This is a genomic window from Neptunomonas phycophila (genome assembly GCF_001922575.1).
GTDB lineage: Bacteria > Pseudomonadota > Gammaproteobacteria > Pseudomonadales > Balneatricaceae > Neptunomonas > Neptunomonas phycophila.
In genome coordinates this window covers 39980-55678 of record NZ_MRCI01000006.1, presented here as the reverse complement: position 1 = coordinate 55678, position 15699 = coordinate 39980, and the positions used below count along the sequence as shown (strand labels likewise).

Annotated in this window: 13 protein-coding genes; 7 read left to right on the top strand and 6 right to left on the bottom strand. The window is 45.4% G+C overall.

All coding sequences use genetic code 11. The features are described from left to right. The 6 genes from BS617_RS17630 to BS617_RS17600 all read left to right on the top strand — a co-directional run. Window positions 1–344, top strand: a 344-nt coding sequence (locus BS617_RS17630) for a DUF4870 family protein (RefSeq protein WP_346424317.1), incomplete at its 5' end; no start/stop codon positions are given. A gap of 175 nt (window positions 345–519) precedes the next feature. After that, the gene (locus BS617_RS17625; protein WP_139303244.1) at window positions 520–1434 is read left to right on the top strand and encodes a hypothetical protein; all 915 of its coding nucleotides are present in this window, start codon (window positions 520–522) and stop codon (window positions 1432–1434) included. A gap of 313 nt (window positions 1435–1747) precedes the next feature. Continuing rightward, entirely contained in the window at window positions 1748–2647 is a 900-nt protein-coding gene (locus BS617_RS17620; RefSeq protein ID WP_075174312.1) for a hypothetical protein, read from the top strand. Window positions 2648–2970: 323 nt separating this feature from the next. After that, window positions 2971–4416, top strand: a complete 1446-nt coding sequence (locus BS617_RS17610) for a mechanosensitive ion channel family protein (RefSeq protein ID WP_083610195.1) — start codon at window positions 2971–2973, stop codon at window positions 4414–4416. Between the two features lie 53 nt (window positions 4417–4469). After that, entirely contained in the window at window positions 4470–5351 is an 882-nt protein-coding gene (locus BS617_RS17605) for a DUF2971 domain-containing protein (protein ID WP_075174311.1), read from the top strand. A gap of 120 nt (window positions 5352–5471) precedes the next feature. Further along, on the top strand, window positions 5472–6707 hold the full coding sequence (locus BS617_RS17600) for an MFS transporter (protein WP_075174310.1): 1236 nt from the start codon (window positions 5472–5474) through the stop codon (window positions 6705–6707). Between the two features lie 66 nt (window positions 6708–6773). Here BS617_RS17600 and BS617_RS17595 read toward each other — a convergent pair whose 3' ends face one another. Together BS617_RS17595 and BS617_RS18350 are read right to left on the bottom strand one after the other, a co-directional pair. Further along, window positions 6774–8093 (bottom strand): PepSY-associated TM helix domain-containing protein, encoded by a 1320-nt coding sequence (locus BS617_RS17595; protein WP_075174309.1) that lies wholly within the window; start codon window positions 8091–8093, stop codon window positions 6774–6776. Window positions 8094–8407: 314 nt separating this feature from the next. After that, window positions 8408–8773 carry a hypothetical protein gene (locus BS617_RS18350; RefSeq protein ID WP_075174308.1) on the bottom strand — a complete coding sequence of 122 codons (366 nt, stop codon included), beginning with the start codon at window positions 8771–8773 and terminating at the stop codon, window positions 8408–8410. A 289-nt stretch (window positions 8774–9062) separates the two neighbouring features. Here BS617_RS18350 and BS617_RS17585 point away from each other — a divergent pair, with 289 nt between their 5' ends. Beyond that, complete coding sequence (locus BS617_RS17585; protein ID WP_075174307.1) at window positions 9063–10538, top strand: hypothetical protein; 1476 nt, start codon at window positions 9063–9065, stop codon at window positions 10536–10538. A gap of 69 nt (window positions 10539–10607) precedes the next feature. Here the strand turns inward: BS617_RS17585 and BS617_RS17580 are convergent, their stop codons facing one another. Genes BS617_RS17580 through BS617_RS17565 form a run of 4 tightly spaced genes read right to left on the bottom strand, consistent with a single transcriptional unit; the run spans window position 10608 to window position 15540 of the window. Beyond that, window positions 10608–11735 carry a DUF1513 domain-containing protein gene (locus tag BS617_RS17580; protein WP_075174306.1) on the bottom strand — a complete coding sequence of 376 codons (1128 nt, stop codon included), beginning with the start codon at window positions 11733–11735 and terminating at the stop codon, window positions 10608–10610. Then, entirely contained in the window at window positions 11725–12816 is a 1092-nt protein-coding gene (locus BS617_RS17575) for an imelysin family protein (RefSeq protein WP_075174305.1), read from the bottom strand. Before BS617_RS17575 ends, BS617_RS17580 begins: the two co-directional genes overlap by 11 nt. Then, window positions 12817–14271, bottom strand: coding sequence for a di-heme oxidoreductase family protein (locus BS617_RS17570; protein ID WP_083610194.1), 1455 nt, complete (start codon window positions 14269–14271; stop codon window positions 12817–12819). Continuing rightward, on the bottom strand, window positions 14272–15540 hold the full coding sequence (locus tag BS617_RS17565) for an imelysin family protein (RefSeq protein WP_075174304.1): 1269 nt from the start codon (window positions 15538–15540) through the stop codon (window positions 14272–14274). Window positions 15541–15699: the final 159 nt, after the last annotated feature.

Below are 15699 nucleotides of genomic sequence, written 5' to 3'. Positions count from 1 at the left end.
AAGTGATCAACACCTCATCAACCAATAGCGGCTCTGCAAAGCTGGTCTACATTCTGTACCTAGCAGGTATCGTATTCGGTATTACAGGCTTGATAGGTGTCATCATGGCCTACATTAACAAAAGTGATGCCCCTGAATGGCTAAAAACACACTATCAATTTCAGATACGTACCTTCTGGATCGGCTTCTTGTTCTTAGCGATTGGCGCAATTACATCGGTGGTGCTTGTGGGTTGGTTTATTATTTTATTTTGGGTCATCTGGCTCATTGTTCGCTGCGTTAAAGGTATGAAAGTATTGGATCAGCAGCAAGCGCACCCGAACCCTACCGGTTGGTTCTTTTAAGTTATCGTCAGCGTTCAGTAAAAAATTAGCGAAATAAAAAATCAAAGTGACCTTATTAAAAATGAATTTTCTGAACCTTTGATTGCATCAATAGGGAAAAAAAATGAATGGAAAGAAATTTAAGTTTTACCGATTATTTGTGATTTTATTTTGTGTTTTGATGGTGAGGAATGTTATGGCTGACCAAGGTAAATACTACTTTAAACTTCAGGGTGAAGGAGTTTTTGTAAGACTATATGTTAATGATGCAGAGGTGCTGAGTAATCTGAAATTTGGCGAAATGAATTTTTATCAACTAGCTAGTCAGTATTTTAAGAGTGGAAAAAATGAAGTTGTAATTGATATGGAACCGTATAATCATAGTGAGAGGAACTATACATTTAACGAGGATGATTTTTATTTAAGTTTAGATGTTTCAAATGAAAATGGGGCGAGCGAAGAGGTTGTAAATCTTGTTAAGCTTAAGTTTGATGGTGATAAACTATATCAGCTAAATAAGAAAAAGGATAGGAAGGAATTTCAGGCATCTGAATCTAACACATTTGTTTTGTTGGATGATGTTTTTATTTCTGATTTTCAGATGCGCTACGAGAATAGGGTTTCCTCACCATCAACGAAAAGGGTGAGAGTTGAGTTTTCTATAAATGATAATGATTTGCTTGACCCTAACTGGATAGCTGCAAAAAAAATAGATCAGTTAAAGCCGCATGATAAGAAAAGACTTTGGGATGCTTATGCTCATGTATACGAGGTTATAAAAGATGATAATGAAGGTGAATATAAAGATCTGATGAGAAGTGTTAATACTCACTTGTCTCATGTGATTGGCTATGATGTAGATGATTTTGCAAACGAATTTTTAAATAAAGATCCATTAGTTGAGCCAGATCTTAATTTTTCTCCTAACTTTAAGATAGGAATGGAAGGTGATTACTTTGTAAGATTATCACCTAATAATAAAATGTTTAACATTATTCCTAACCCCTTGGTTTATACAAACGATGAAGGTGAAGTAGGATTAGAAAGAGTTTTTTATTTCTGTGATTTTGGTAATGGCTTTGAAATTTGTCATGTATACTCAGGATACTAATAATAGCTAAACGAATAGTCAATTTTAGTTGGTTTGAGTAAATATGACTGAAATTTTATAGTTGCGTATGAAACCAATAGCTCGCCTAGGAAACCTTCACTCCTACCCTGAAAATTACATGGTACATTTGCCATTACATCAATCGCAGCTGACTAATTTGATGAAGTATTGTTGGTAGAACCTTAAGTCTACTAGCTTAAATAGCTCAAAGATATCTTAGGGCTATTGATTTTTTTACCTGCCTGCAAGCTATGCAGCTGTGGATACTTTAGATAAAATATAAATATATTTTTAAAAATAACGTTGGTTTTAAATGAATCTTATAAAGTTATTAGTATTTTTTGTGTCTGTTATCGGAGTCTCATTCACATATGCTCTAGACATAAAAGATCGGATATTAGGTTTCGATTTTGAATACAGGAATGCCGATTTTATATTTTTGGTTAATGATGATCAGCCTTATGACTTCTTGGAAGCATTGGGTGGTCTAGGAAGTATGAAATCCAGTATTAATTTTAATGATTTTCTTTTCGAAGGAGTTAATAGTATAAGTATAGAGCCGGTGTTTTTTAAGGAAGACTCATACTTTAAAATTAGATTTAGATGCGAGGAGTCTTTAAGGTATAGCTCCTTTAAAAATGGAGGGCTCTTTGAAATAAGTGTTTTTATGAAAGGCGCTGATATGGTTGTTGAAGATAGCATGATCGGCGATCAATGCGGTATCGAATATATAGGATATGAAGTTGTTAGCTCTAAATATAGAGAAGATTCTTTAAAGGCAGTAGTCGTTAGCTTTAACTCACCACTTGTTGCTCCTGAAAAAAGTTGGTCAAAAAAAGGAGTGAATTTAAATAAGCAGAAAAGAGATCAAATAGTTGATTTGTATAAGGCAATATATCGTGATCTTAAGGAGGATATAAATAATTTTAAATATATATTTGAAGACTCATTAAAGAATTCTGCAGAAAGCTACGATGAAAGCTTGGATTCTTGGTATGAAAATATGTTTTCTGAACTTTTTGATCCAGAGTACAACTTTAGCTTAAGAGCCTTCGATGCGAAAAATTCCGATATTGTTATTTACGGAGGAGGGAAATTAGTCTCTTTATCTCCTCAGCCAATATCTTATGAAAGTACTTATTTAGACTCTGTTTTTCGACCAAATATAGCTTTTTGGAAAGATACTGAAGGGAAATGGCATCTAAGAGATTAATTAGGAATTCTAGCTAAGATAGAAACCTATAATATAGCTTGCTTAGGAGGCCTATACTCCTGCTCCAAAATAGGCTGTGGAACCATTATGACAGGTTTGGCTATGTACTTAATTGTGCCATCGCTTTAACTTAACCGGCTGAAAAGAACCTCACACAATTGATCAAGTGCATCAGTTAATCAGTAATGAAAGCATTAGATCAGCAGCAATCGTACCCGAATCCTACCGGCGGGTTCTGTTAAGTTGCCGCCTTTCGTTGTTCATTTATGAGTTTTGTACTTATTATCTGAGACTCAAGCCACGCGTGCTAATAAGGATGTGATATGAATAAGTGCTTACCCCGCTTCAGGAACATGATTAATACAGTGCTTTGTGTTTGGCTTTTTTGTGCGCCGGCGTGGGGGCTGACATCTGAAACACATCATGCGATCAATGATGCCTCTTCTACTTCTGCTGTAACTGCGGCCGAGTTCGAAAATACCGAACGTGTTATCGATGCGAACCAGCCTATTAATGATGCAAAGATTCAGTCACGAGTCTTCGGTATTTTAACCACGGCTGAGCAGTACACGGATTTATCAGTCGAGTCCCGTCAGGGGTTGGTCTTTTTATCGGGAGAGGTGACGCAGGAGCGTTTTGTTGCTTGGGCGGCTGACATCGCTAAAAACGTGGAAGGCGTCGTTGCCGTGATCAACAATATAACTGTCGCGGAGACGAGTGTGCTGGACATGGCTCCTGTGCGCGCGGAGATGACGCGCTTGTGGTATGCCAGTTTACATGTGCTTCCTATGATCGCGATTGGCTTAGTGGTGCTTTTTGTATGCTTTGTGTTGGCTCGGCCACTAACCAATGTATTGATGAAGCCTTTTGTTCAAGCAGGCCAAAGTCAGCTGGTTCAAATTGTATTACGTCGTGCGATTACGCTGTTTATTATTCTCTTTGGTTTTTACTTTTTCTTGCGTATTGCGGGGCTCACTCAAGTGGCGGTAGCTATTATTAGCGGCACTGGGGTTATTGGTTTAGTGGTGGGGTTTGCGTTTAAAGATATCGCCGAAAACTTTATCGCTAGCTTATTGTTGAGCGTGCAGCGCCCCTTCCAAATTGGTGATGTGATTGAAGTGAATGGTCATAAAGGGGTTGTGCAAAAAATGACAGCTCGGGCGACTACACTGGTCGATTTTGACGGTAATCATATTCAAATCCCTAATGCGACTATTTACACCAACGTGATAAAAAACTGGACTGCCAACCCGCTGGCTCGCGGCAGCTTTATGTTGGGCATTGGGTATGATGCCAGTATTCGAAAGGCGCAAAATTTGGCGATGCAAGTGCTGGTTAAACATGAGGCGGTATTGGGTGATCCCGAGCCGCAGGTGCTGGTGGAGTCATTAGGGTCGGCAACTATTAACTTACGTATCTATTACTGGGTTGATCAGCGCTCGCACAGTGGGGCAAAAGTAGGTTCGATTCTGATGCGTTTAATTATGCGAGAGCTGGAAAGAAACGGCATTAGTATGCCAGATGACTCGCGTGAGATTATCTTTCCACAAGGTGTTCCTGTCGTGGTTACGGGGAATGAAGCACACGCCCCCATTGTTTCAGGAACGCTCCCGAATGCCTCGCCATTAGGCGTTGATAGAAGCGTTAACGGCTTGGTTGATGCGGATTTAGAAGTGGGTGAGCATGATGACCTTAGCAGTGACACTGACGAGATTCGTGAGCAGGCTGCCGCGTCGCGTGACCCAGAGCAAGGCCGGAATATTCTTTAACCTGTGCTATGGTTTAATAAACCTATCACTAAAAGAGTCGTATAGTCTGCTTCATGGAAAATATACGTTCAATGACCGAAGCGCTTTACGCTGACATACCGGCTGAAGCTGTTTATCACTACACTACCTTTTCTGGTCTGATGGGGATTGTCGAAAGCGGCAGCCTGTGGGCCAGCGATATTCGCTATATGAATGATTCAGCTGAGCTAAATCATATGGTGACGTTAACGCGTGCCGAAGTGGAAGAGCGGATCGCATTGGGCCACCCTAACCCGCGCTTGCTAAATCAGTTTTTAGATTGGATTACCCGCCGTGTTACCAATGGGCATATGCTTTTTTCTGGGTCGTTCCGTGCTAACGGCAACCTGCTGAGCCAGTGGCGAGGCTACAGTGATTTGGGCAAAGGTGTAAGCATCGGGTTTGATCCCAACCATTTATTAACTTGCGCACGTAAGCAAGGGTTTATGGTTGGGCGGTGTGTGTACGATCCCAAACGCCAACGCCAATTGATCCATCAAATTGTTGATCATGTAGAAGACCTTGCCGCCAGTGCGTGTGGTGTACACGGTTGCCAGACTGATGAGATTTTTGCGGATGTGTTTGAGCGGGTCGAAAGTGATTTATTACGTATTGCGGCTATTTTAAAGCACCCATCATTCCAAGAAGAAGCCGAATGGCGAATCGTTTCGCCTATCGTAACGGATTTTAAAGACTCGTCGGTGCATTTTCGTGAAGGGACGCACATGTTAGTCCCCTACTTTAAGTTTTCGTTAGTTGCTCCACAGCAGGAAAAACCTAAGATTTTGCATATCTTCTTAGGCCCCACACCCAACATTAGCCCGTCTATGAACTCCTTGAGTATGTATCTAGCCAAGAATGGCGTATCGCCTATTCGCGGTATCACTTATTGTCAGATCCCTTATCGCCAGCGTTAAGGTAAACAGTGAATTGCGCTATATAAAGCCAAGTTTTGATTGCCTCGCTTAGCTTGTGTGGTGAATATGCCGATAGAGCGGTATTTCACTAACAATGAATAAGTGCAAATAGGAAAGGGCATGGAAAAACTAAAGGCGATAAGCCCCTGGTGGCTTTTAGCGTGTGCTGTACTCATTTTGGCGTACAACATGGGGATTCGGCAAAGCGTGAGCTTGATGATGCCGCAAATGAGTGCGGGTTTATCGATCCCTGTTTCTGAAATCTCGCTAGGCTTTGCTGTTCAAAATTTAATTTGGGGGGCTGTTGCGCCCGTGGCTGGCTTATTAGCCGAGCGTTTTGGTACAGCGCGTGTACTGCTGGGGGGCATTCTCATTTATGGTGTGGGCCTTCTCGTTGCCAGTGCTGCCGATAGCGGTGTTCTTTTTTTTGTGGGTAACGCGTTGTTGATTGGTATTGGCGCGGGTGCAACCACCTTCCCTATTGTGTTGGCTGTAGTGGGAAAACGCTTTCCGGCTCATAGACGGTCACTAGCGTTAGGTATTGCCACGGCTGGTGGCTCGCTAGGCCAGTTTGGCTTTGCATTGTTTGTTGGTAAGCTGGCTCCGGTTGCTGGCTGGTCGGGTACGTATTTTTGGTGTGCTGTGACCAGTGTTGCTGCTTTGTGTTTAGTCTTAGGGTTTGTGAATCGTGAAGCGCCATCATCGAATACGAACCCTAGCCAAACGGCTAAGCCGCTATCGCTAAGGACCATTTTTGACTGGGGGATGATTGGCCGCGCTTTTAAAGTGCGTGAATATCAGCTGCTCAATGTAGGTTTTTTTGTGTGCGGTTTTCATATTGCTTTTATCACTGTGCATATGTCAGGGCTGGTAGCGTATTGTGGTTTGTTACCCGCCGTGGCGTCAGACTCCTTAGCTATCATCGGTATCATGAATGTAATAGGTGTGATCTTAATCGGCTGGGCTGGGGATAAGTGGCATAAACCGTGGTTGCTTGTTTTAGTGTATTGGTTGCGTGCGTGTTTATTGATCGCGTTGCTCTTGCTGCCTAAAACTGACACGATTTTCTATCTGTTTAGTGGCTTGATGGGCATGTTGTGGTTGTCTACCGTGCCATTGACCAGCGGTAGTGTTGCACAAATTTTTGGGACGAAAAATTTAGCTTCATTGTTCGGCATGGTAATGCTTAGCCATCAAATCGGTGCTTTTTTTGGCAGCTGGTGGGCTGGTTTAACCTTTGAATGGTTTGGTTCTTATGATTTAGCGTTAATCCTGAGCGCCCTATTAGGCTTGCTGGCCGCCTTAGTGCACTTGCCCATAACGCCGTTGCGTATGGAGCGGTTTAGTCCCGCATAAAGCTTATAAAGCGTACAAGAAAGACCAAGGCGCCTGCTAGGTGCCTTGGTGAGTGATGTATGGGGCTTACGACTTGGCTTTTGGTGGCGGTACTAGCTTAAAACCAGCGTTTGTCGGGCGGCGCTTCCACCAGAGCATATAGCCTCCCACGGATAAAAAGATAATGAGCAAACAGAGCACCGTGTTGATAACAAGGTTGAGCCTTGTCCACGTCCCCATGTGTAATGGGATCCCAATGGCCATCGCTTTTGCCATTAGCCCGTATTCATCAAAGGTAATATCGGCCAAAACGTTCCCTGTGTACTGATCCAAATGCAGGCTTCTGTCTTGAGTCGCATCAGTAATATCGCGGCTCATGGTGGCGGCCATCACAGAGTAGACTTCCGTTTCGCTTTTGGGCAGATTTACACGGAAATAGGTCATGCCGTTATCACGTGCGTAGCTAACTACGGTGTCTAGGTTAACGGGTTGGGTTTTGGGAATACCGGGTAAACCGGCTAGTGAACCAGATGCCGGTAGCGGTAATTGTTCTAAGTTCCACGGTACCTCTTCGTGCACTCCAGGATTGAGGTCGGCATGGGTAAGTTTAGAGGTTGGAATGCCGTCGTATACGCCAGCGGGGAAGCTCCCCCAGGCTTGCAGCACTTTAGCGCCGGTAATCCCCGTCCAGGATAAACCGGTGATTGCGAACAACAATAGCGCCATGGCTACATAGACACCTGTCATGGTATGCAGCTCTCGCCATAATGAGCGCCCCTTACGTTTCCAGTGAGGCTTCCATTGCGATAGACCCGTACGCCGACGTGCGGTCCATAAATAGACACCCGTAAAGAGCATCACAAAAGTGAGTATCGCCGCCAGCTCGATCATAGCGTCACCCCAGGAGCCTAACAAAATAGTCCCGTGAATATTATCGGCCCATGCGTACAGAGTATCATCCTGATTAAGGCTGCCTAAAACCTGGCTAGTATAAGGGTCAACAAAGGTGAGCTGGTTAGCTCCTTCGGAGGTGCTCAAGACAAATCGTGTGGGTTCGGATGGAGCATGCGGGACAATCATTTGTTTGATGGTCGCGTCAGGATATTGGAGGCTGACAGCATGGCGTTGTTGCTCCCATGTTTGATAGCTAGCGCTTGCTTCATGGGCGGGTAGTTTAACAAGGTTGGGGTGTAGTAAGGGTTCGAGTACAGGCGTATATAACATCATAATGATGCCTGTAATGCTAAGCATTAGCATAAAAGGGACGACATACAGGCCCGCAAAAAAATGAATGCGCCATAAGGTCATATAACGGCGCTTATGCATGGCTGAATCGCTGTGTGATTTCTCTAACGTATCGGTTGCTGAACCGTTGATAGAGGCAATACCGGATGTTGAGTGGCTCACGCCTAAATCTCCCTATTACCCGCTTCTTAATAGCGCATGGCGACTAGTAAAGCAGGGCTAGTTGTTTTGGCGTGTAATCTATCAAAAACGTTTTGAGTGCAGTATGTGGTGCATTGACGCACCTTGGATCGTTTAGGCCGGTGTACGTGACAGGACTATCATCAACAGCGTAGTTTTATCTTCACAAGAACTGGGGTGGAAGGTTAAGCGACCAGCTAGCTTCTATTGGTTGTTTTCTAAAAGCTAGCCGGTGGGAAACTGCCAAGATCAAGTGGCCTCTTACAGGGTGATCAATCTTGGCTGGAAAGAGATGCTTAACCTTCCATTTTCTTTTTTGCTTCACCCATCATGTCTGTTTTTTTCATGTCATCCGCTTTATGCATCATGTCATCTTTTTTCATGTCGTCTGCTTTATGCATCATGTCATCTTTTTTCATGTCGTCTGCTTTATGCATCATGTCATCTTTTTTCATGTCGTCTGCTTTATGCATCATGTCATCTTTTTTCATGTCGTCGGCTTTATGCATCATGCCTTCTTTTTTCATGTCATCAGCTTTATGCATCATGTCAGCTTTTTTCATCTCTGCTGTCTTGTCCATGTCGGCTGCGATAGCAAGGGATGTTGTGCTCAATAAAACAGCGGTGCCTAATGTGGCTACGATTTTTTTACCTGCGTTCATAACTATTACCTTCTAATTTATGTTGGGTTTATAAGAGAAACGGTAAACGATATGTTGCTTACTAATAGCTTTAGTCGAAACACGGAGCGATTCCTTACACTTTTTTTTTAATATTTTTTATCGCCTGATGGCACATCACGTTGCAGAGGGGTTCGCCTGGCGCAAGAATGAGTGAGTGTCGCTTTAATGACTCACTAAAAATGGTTAGGGCAATTCAACGGATGAGGGGATAGGATCAGTTTTACTAAGGCTGGGGTATTCGGAACTAAATTAGGTCAAGGAGAGGGCTATGTGGAACACACGTTTTGCGGCAATAACGACATTAAGCGTTATGCTTGCGCTAACAGGATGCGGCGGTGGCGGAGGGTCATCCAGTGATGATGACGAACCGGCAACAGCAGAAGGCCGATTTTTAGACAGTCCTGTGGAAGGTTTACAGTACACCTCTGGTGATATCACGGGTGTTACCGACGCTAACGGTACCTTTATTTATTCGGTAGGCGGGACGGTATTATTCACGGTGGGAGATGTGGTGTTAGGAAGCGCCAATGGCTCGACAGTGATTACACCGTTGGACTTAGTCCCTGATGCGGCAGATGAAAACGACGATACGGTTGTTAATTTACTGCGCTTTTTACAATCGCTGGATGCGGATGGCGATCCTGATAACGGAATAACTATTTCGGCAACGGTACAAGACTACTTCAATAATCAAACTATCAATTTCGAGCAAACGGTAGAAGCGTTTGAAGCAGATGAGACTCTATTGTCGATACTTAATCAAATTCCATTGGATGAAATCGGCAACGATCGGGAGTTAGTAAGTGCGTTTAATGCGTTAGCTCACTTTCAGATTACATTGGCCAGTTTAGATGTGGCTGATGATATTGATGACCTCATAGAAATATCAGAAGCCGATATTATAAATTACCAGCAGGCTGGGGTATGGCGCTCGGCTTCGGCGTTCTCGTTCACCTTGAATGACAGTTATTCTTTTGGCGGACAAACCTACACGATGACCGCCGATGTCGGAATAGAAAGTGTGGCTGTGAGCATTTCCGAAGAGGTCAATGCGACGTCATCGCTTGTGACCAGTTGTTATGTGAATGGACCTGAAACAATCGATGTGTCCGACTGGTTAGATGTAGATACCGGCGAAGAGGACATGGAGATTTGTGATGACGAAACGCAAAAGTACTATCGTAATGCCGATGGCTCAGAGCTAGCCATGGTGCTTTATTGTGGTGCTGATGCGTATGGCCGCATCGATTTTAAACACCTTAGCGATGTGCCTGCATTTGATTTTGGTACGCTCAGCTTTACTTCTGGCCTTTACAATGACCTAGACAGTTCTGATGGAGTGTGCGGCCAGCTTGAAGACCTTGAGACGCAAACCACGGTTACTCCTGCCTTAGACGCCGTTGAATCTGGTGATTCTAAAAGCTACGAAATTGGCGTTATGGCGCCCTATGGTGGCCAATACATCATGTTCTATTTCGAGTTTTTGAATAAGCCTACGGCGGGTAACTACACGGTCGTCAATAATTATGTAACAGACGATCTAGTAGGCAACCAAGTGTTAGTAAGGCTGCATACGTCTGCGGCGGAAATGGGTGGCTACTTAGACGATCCTGAGGTGATACGTGCTGTTAGCGGAACAATAACATTGAGCGCTTTAGGCACATACAGTGCATCGGGAAGTTTTGATCTGGTGATGGATAATAGTGATGATATTGAAGGTGATTTCAATTTTGCACTGCAGTAAACAGCCATAAAAAAAGGGCCTGAAACGTATGTGTTTCAGGCCCTTTTTCAGTGTAAGGCTGTGGCTTTGTTAAGCTATGACCGGAAATAAATGATTATCCCAGTGGACTGGCGTAGCATCAAAACGAATAGCTTTGCGCTCTAGACCGGCCACATCCACATGGTATAAGCGCCCTCGCCCCGTACTGACAATAAACTCCCCTGCTTTATGGGTGCGCGCTAAACCGCATCCATCTTTGGTTTTCACCGTGCCTATCAGGGTGTAATCCATCATGTCCCAGATCATGACTTGATCTCCGCGAGGGGCGGATACTGCAGCATATAAGCCAGACTGATCAAAACAAGCGCTACCGCAGTATTGATCCAATTGGCTTTGTAATGCGGGAGGAATCTCAAGTGGCCTTAGCGGCTCTCCTCGTCGATGGCTAGCCATGATGGGAACTTGATCGGCTGGGTGCCCTTGATACTGCATTGCGATAATGACCTGCCCTTGTGCAGACAGGTCAATATGGCGGATGCTGCATTGGTGATATTCATCGGCCAAAAAAGCTTGCTCCAATAAAGCACCGCTGTGTGCATCTAAATACACAAGCGACGGCTTCATTGTATCGAGGTTTGTCTTTTCGCGTCCTTCGGTACGAATACCTCCATTGGCAACGACGAGCGTTTTCTGATCGCGAGATAAAATGACTTGGTGCGGCCCTATCCCTTGTGTACGAAAGCGTTTGACGACGGCAAAGTCGTCTTCAATATCCCGAACAATGACCATGCCCTCATCAGTTGCCATATTGTTTTCGGTAGTGATGATATATCGACCATCGTCAGTGACTTGAGCATGACCATATAGATGGTAACCCGGTTCGCTCTCCACCCGTTTAACCAGCGTTAATGTCTGGTAATCGACAATTTCAATAAAAGTGCCGGGACGACGCGCAATTCCCAGAATCCACGGACGTGTGGGGTGGCTGATGACTTGATGAGCGCGATCCGGAACGGAGTGTCTCATCAGCTCATGGCCTTCACTATTTACAACATGAATATAGTACAGCCCGTCGTCGCCTTGGCTGGCCGAAGCATATAGCGCCTGACCATCTATTATCGCTTGGCTATCCTCAGCCTTGGCCGCTAGCGAGAAGGAGCTGCTGACGGCAGGCGCAATGGTAAGCCATTTTAAAAACTGACGACGATTAATCTCCATCACGGCTGTTAAATCCTAATTGCACATCTAACAATTGCATGGCATCAAGTAAGTTGTTTTTAAGCGCTCGAATAGTGTCCGCTGCTGCTAACATTTGTTCGCGTTGCTTCGGCGTGACGGTATTTGCAGGTTCGGTAATAGGCGCAAGTTGCGCTTGAGCTTTTTCAAAGAGTGCGTCGATCTCTGTCGCTAGGTCTGATTGACCATTATCCGCTAGCACGGCTTCTACGTTAAGAGGGCTCGTATTGCTGTATAGCTCATGCAATGTGGCTATATTTGTACGCACATTCGCAATCGAAATACCGCTGCGCCAAGACTCACTCTTTTTCCATCGTGTCTCTTCTGGTGTATCACCTAAAGGTGCCAGCAGCTTGTTATCACGAATGGCTTCTAGCGGTTCTACTAAGGATTTCATAAATGCGGTGGCGGCATCTTTATGAGATTCATAGTTCTCCTCTTCCCCGACAACGGCCATCGATTCGGCCTCGGCTTCCCACTCATCATGGACAGAAGCGACGTTCCAGTTGATATGTTCTGCAATGCCTACGGCTAACTCACAATGAGGAGAGTTAGGGGTTAGGTCTGATGTAGCAGAGGGAGCGAATAATAGGCGCTCAAGTGCAGGAAACCCTTTGATGCTGACGCTGGCCGCATGAAAAAACTCGGTATCATAGGCTGGCTCGGGCATTGTAAGTGCTTGGCGGAGCTGGCGAGCGCCTGTGTTCTTTTTATCGGGCCAATACTCAAGACTAAAGTTACGCATGAGCAGTGTAATAGGGCCAAATTGAATGTGCTGAATCCCCTGCCAAGCATCCATGGCGTTGCGGTAAGCGTCTTGTGCGGCGGTTAACCGGTCAGCTTTTTGGGCCGCGGGAGTGTCTACTGAGCAGAGGTCTTGGGTGGCTTCGGACAGTTTAAGGCTGTTCGTCCCTAGCTGTTCATAGCGCGGCATAACGTGACTATGAATAATGCTCTGGTTCAGTTCGGCCCATGTAGAAGGCTCTGGTGCTGCTAAAACTAAACTGGAATAACCAGTGGCCGAAGCTAATGCGGCCGCTAATAAGGTAGTCGAAAACTTCATTTATAATGACTCCAGAAATTGGATCAGATCCTTTCGCTCATTTGCCGTGAGCTGGCTATAGTGTTGTCGAGCAGCGTCGGCTTCCCCGCCATGCCATAAGATGGCCTCCTGTAGGTTCCTCGCACGGCCGTCATGTAAGAATTGAGTATGACCGCTCACCATCTGAGTTAACCCAATACCCCACAAAGCGGGAGTGCGCCATTCACGCCCGTTGGCTTGGTATTCGGGGCGATGATCAGCAAGGCCCTCTCCCATGTCATGCAGTAGTAAGTCGGTGTACGGCCAAATCGTTTGGTCGGCCAGGCTTGCTACCGTGTCGGATCGTGTTTGGTAACTGGGTATATGGCATTGGCTGCAACCAATGCGCGAAAATAGCTGCTCGCCTCGTTCGACGGAACCAGAATGGCGATTACGCTTATCGGGTACGGCAAGATGCTGGGTGTAAAATGTGAGCATCTTTACCATGTCGTCAGATGCTTCGACACCATCTAGGTGCTGACTGTTCCCGTCGGGTAACGATTGGCACAAAGATTGTGCCTCAGTGCAATCGGCAAAACCAGCAGGGAACAGTGTGTTGGATATACCGATATCATTGCGCAACGCCATGCTATTTTGTTGTTCAATAGTGGGATGGCCGGCTTTCCAGCCAAAGCGGCCTATGGCGGTCTGTTGCGTTTTGTAATCCCAGACTCGATTGGCGTGACCCGAAATACCATCTTGGTTAAGGTCCTCGGGGTCTTCGTGGGCTAGCAAATCGGCTTCAGAAATTGCTTCGAGCAAACCGAGGCCTACCATCGCTGGTGCTACGCGCATGGACATCATAGTATCGGGGTGGAACGGCCCATAGCTTAAGTCGGTGATCGTGATTCTAGGTTTTCGTAAGCTAACTTGTTCGCCATCAGCAAGCGTAACGGTGTGCTCGTCATACTCCAGTGCTATGCGCCCTTCAGCGGGTAGCCCTTGAATAGACATGTCTTGTAATTGATTGCCATAAGCTGGTTCCGGAATGACTCCCAGTTTACCTTGGGCGAGTAATGTTTCTTGCTGCTCGTTCTGTGGAGTAATGCTCAGATGTATAACCGTCGATGTTGCGGGCTTTAGTTGACCTACATCGGGTGGATGGCCTCTCCCGTCCCTAACGTGGCAGCGCATGCAAGACCGAGCATTAAACAGAGGCCCCAAGCCATCGCTAGCGGTAGTCGAAGACGGTGATGATACCCAGAGTTTCTTGAATAAACTGTGCCCTAAGTTGAAGGGCATGCGCTCTTCAAAAGACAAGTTACTGGCAGGCTGCGCGAAAGCGTTAGGCGACGCGGGCTTATGCAGTGTTGCAGCGCCCGCGGTTGGTGCGTTTCCCTGGATCGACAGCAGTGGTAACGAAGTAGCGATCTCGGCGGTTAAGCATGAGATCGCTACTGTTCCCACAATGAACAGGGTGTGGTGCAGTGCCGACATTTATCCCTGAATTGAGCTAGGGTTGTCTAAGCTGTCGGATCCTTCCAATTCGATATTGTCCAAGCCGAGAGTGCTAATCGCTTTCTCGATTGACTTGGTTTGTGTTGTTAGTGCGTCTACTACTTTTTGAACAACCCTATTGCCTTCAGTGTTACCGCTGCCAATCAGTACATCAAAGGTATTGCCCTTTTCTGCCTCATCAACCATCGCTTGCATGGCGGCTTCTGTTGCATTTAGCTCGCTAACCAACTGGGTATCCACTTCGGGAGCTTGAGCTTTAACCAGATCAGATAAACTCGGGCCGCTTACTACGCTGCCGTCAACACGGGTGTAAGTACCCATGTAAACATTTTTGATGCTTTTAGCATCGTAATAGTGGGAGTTGTGCGTGTTATCAGAGAAGCAATCGTGCTCTTCTTCTGGGTCATGCAGCATCAGACCCAGTTTAATACGTTCACCCGCGAGCTCACCATAAGATAGCGAACCCATACCTGTGAGCATAGTCGCTAGACCGCCCTTTTCGCCTTTCTCGGCTAACTGTTTGCGAGCGTCACCGCCCTCTTTCCAGTTTTCAGTCATCTCTTCTAGATCAGAAATCAAGAGATCAGTCGCTGCTTCTAAGTAGGCACGACGACGATCACAATGACCGCCGGTGCAATTGTCTAGGCTGAAGTCAGTTGCTGGACGATTACCGGCGCCAGGTTCTGTACCGTTAAGGTCTTGGCCCCACAGTAAAAACTCAATAGCGTGGTAGCCAGTTGCTACATTAGACTCAACTTCATCGGCTTCTTGTAGAGTATCAGACAGCAAAACAGGTGTGATATCGGTTACATCAACGGTTTCGTTACCAATAGTAATTGATGTGTTAGCTATCACGTTGGCAGCATAAACGGGGTTCTCATCAGATTCAGAACCGTAACTGTTCGCGTCAACGTAATCGATCAGGCCTTCATCTAATGGCCATGCATTGACCTTGCCTTCCCAGTCATCAACAATAGCGTTACCAAAACGATACGCTTCCGTTTGTTGGTAAGGAACACGTGCGGCTAACCACGCTTTACGTGCCGCATCCAATGTTGCTTGTGTTGGTTCAGCTAACATTGCATCAATTTTAGCTTTTAATGTGTTGGCCATGCTCAATGAGTCAGAATAGGTCGCTTCAGCAATATCGCCGTAAGTTTTTAAAACTTCTGTTGCTGTCGCTGCAAGAGCAACGGGTGTGGCAGCACTAATGGCGATGGCAAGTGCCAGCCGGGAAACCGTTTTCATAAAACACTCCTTTAAAGCGATGAAAAGTACGTGAACACGTTATCTGGGTAATATAAATGATAACACTTCTTATTACAATTATGGCTTATATTGAAACTTAGCGTATTGATCGGGATCATTTCTTATATAATTTGTTTATTTTACTATGCCTGCTCGGTG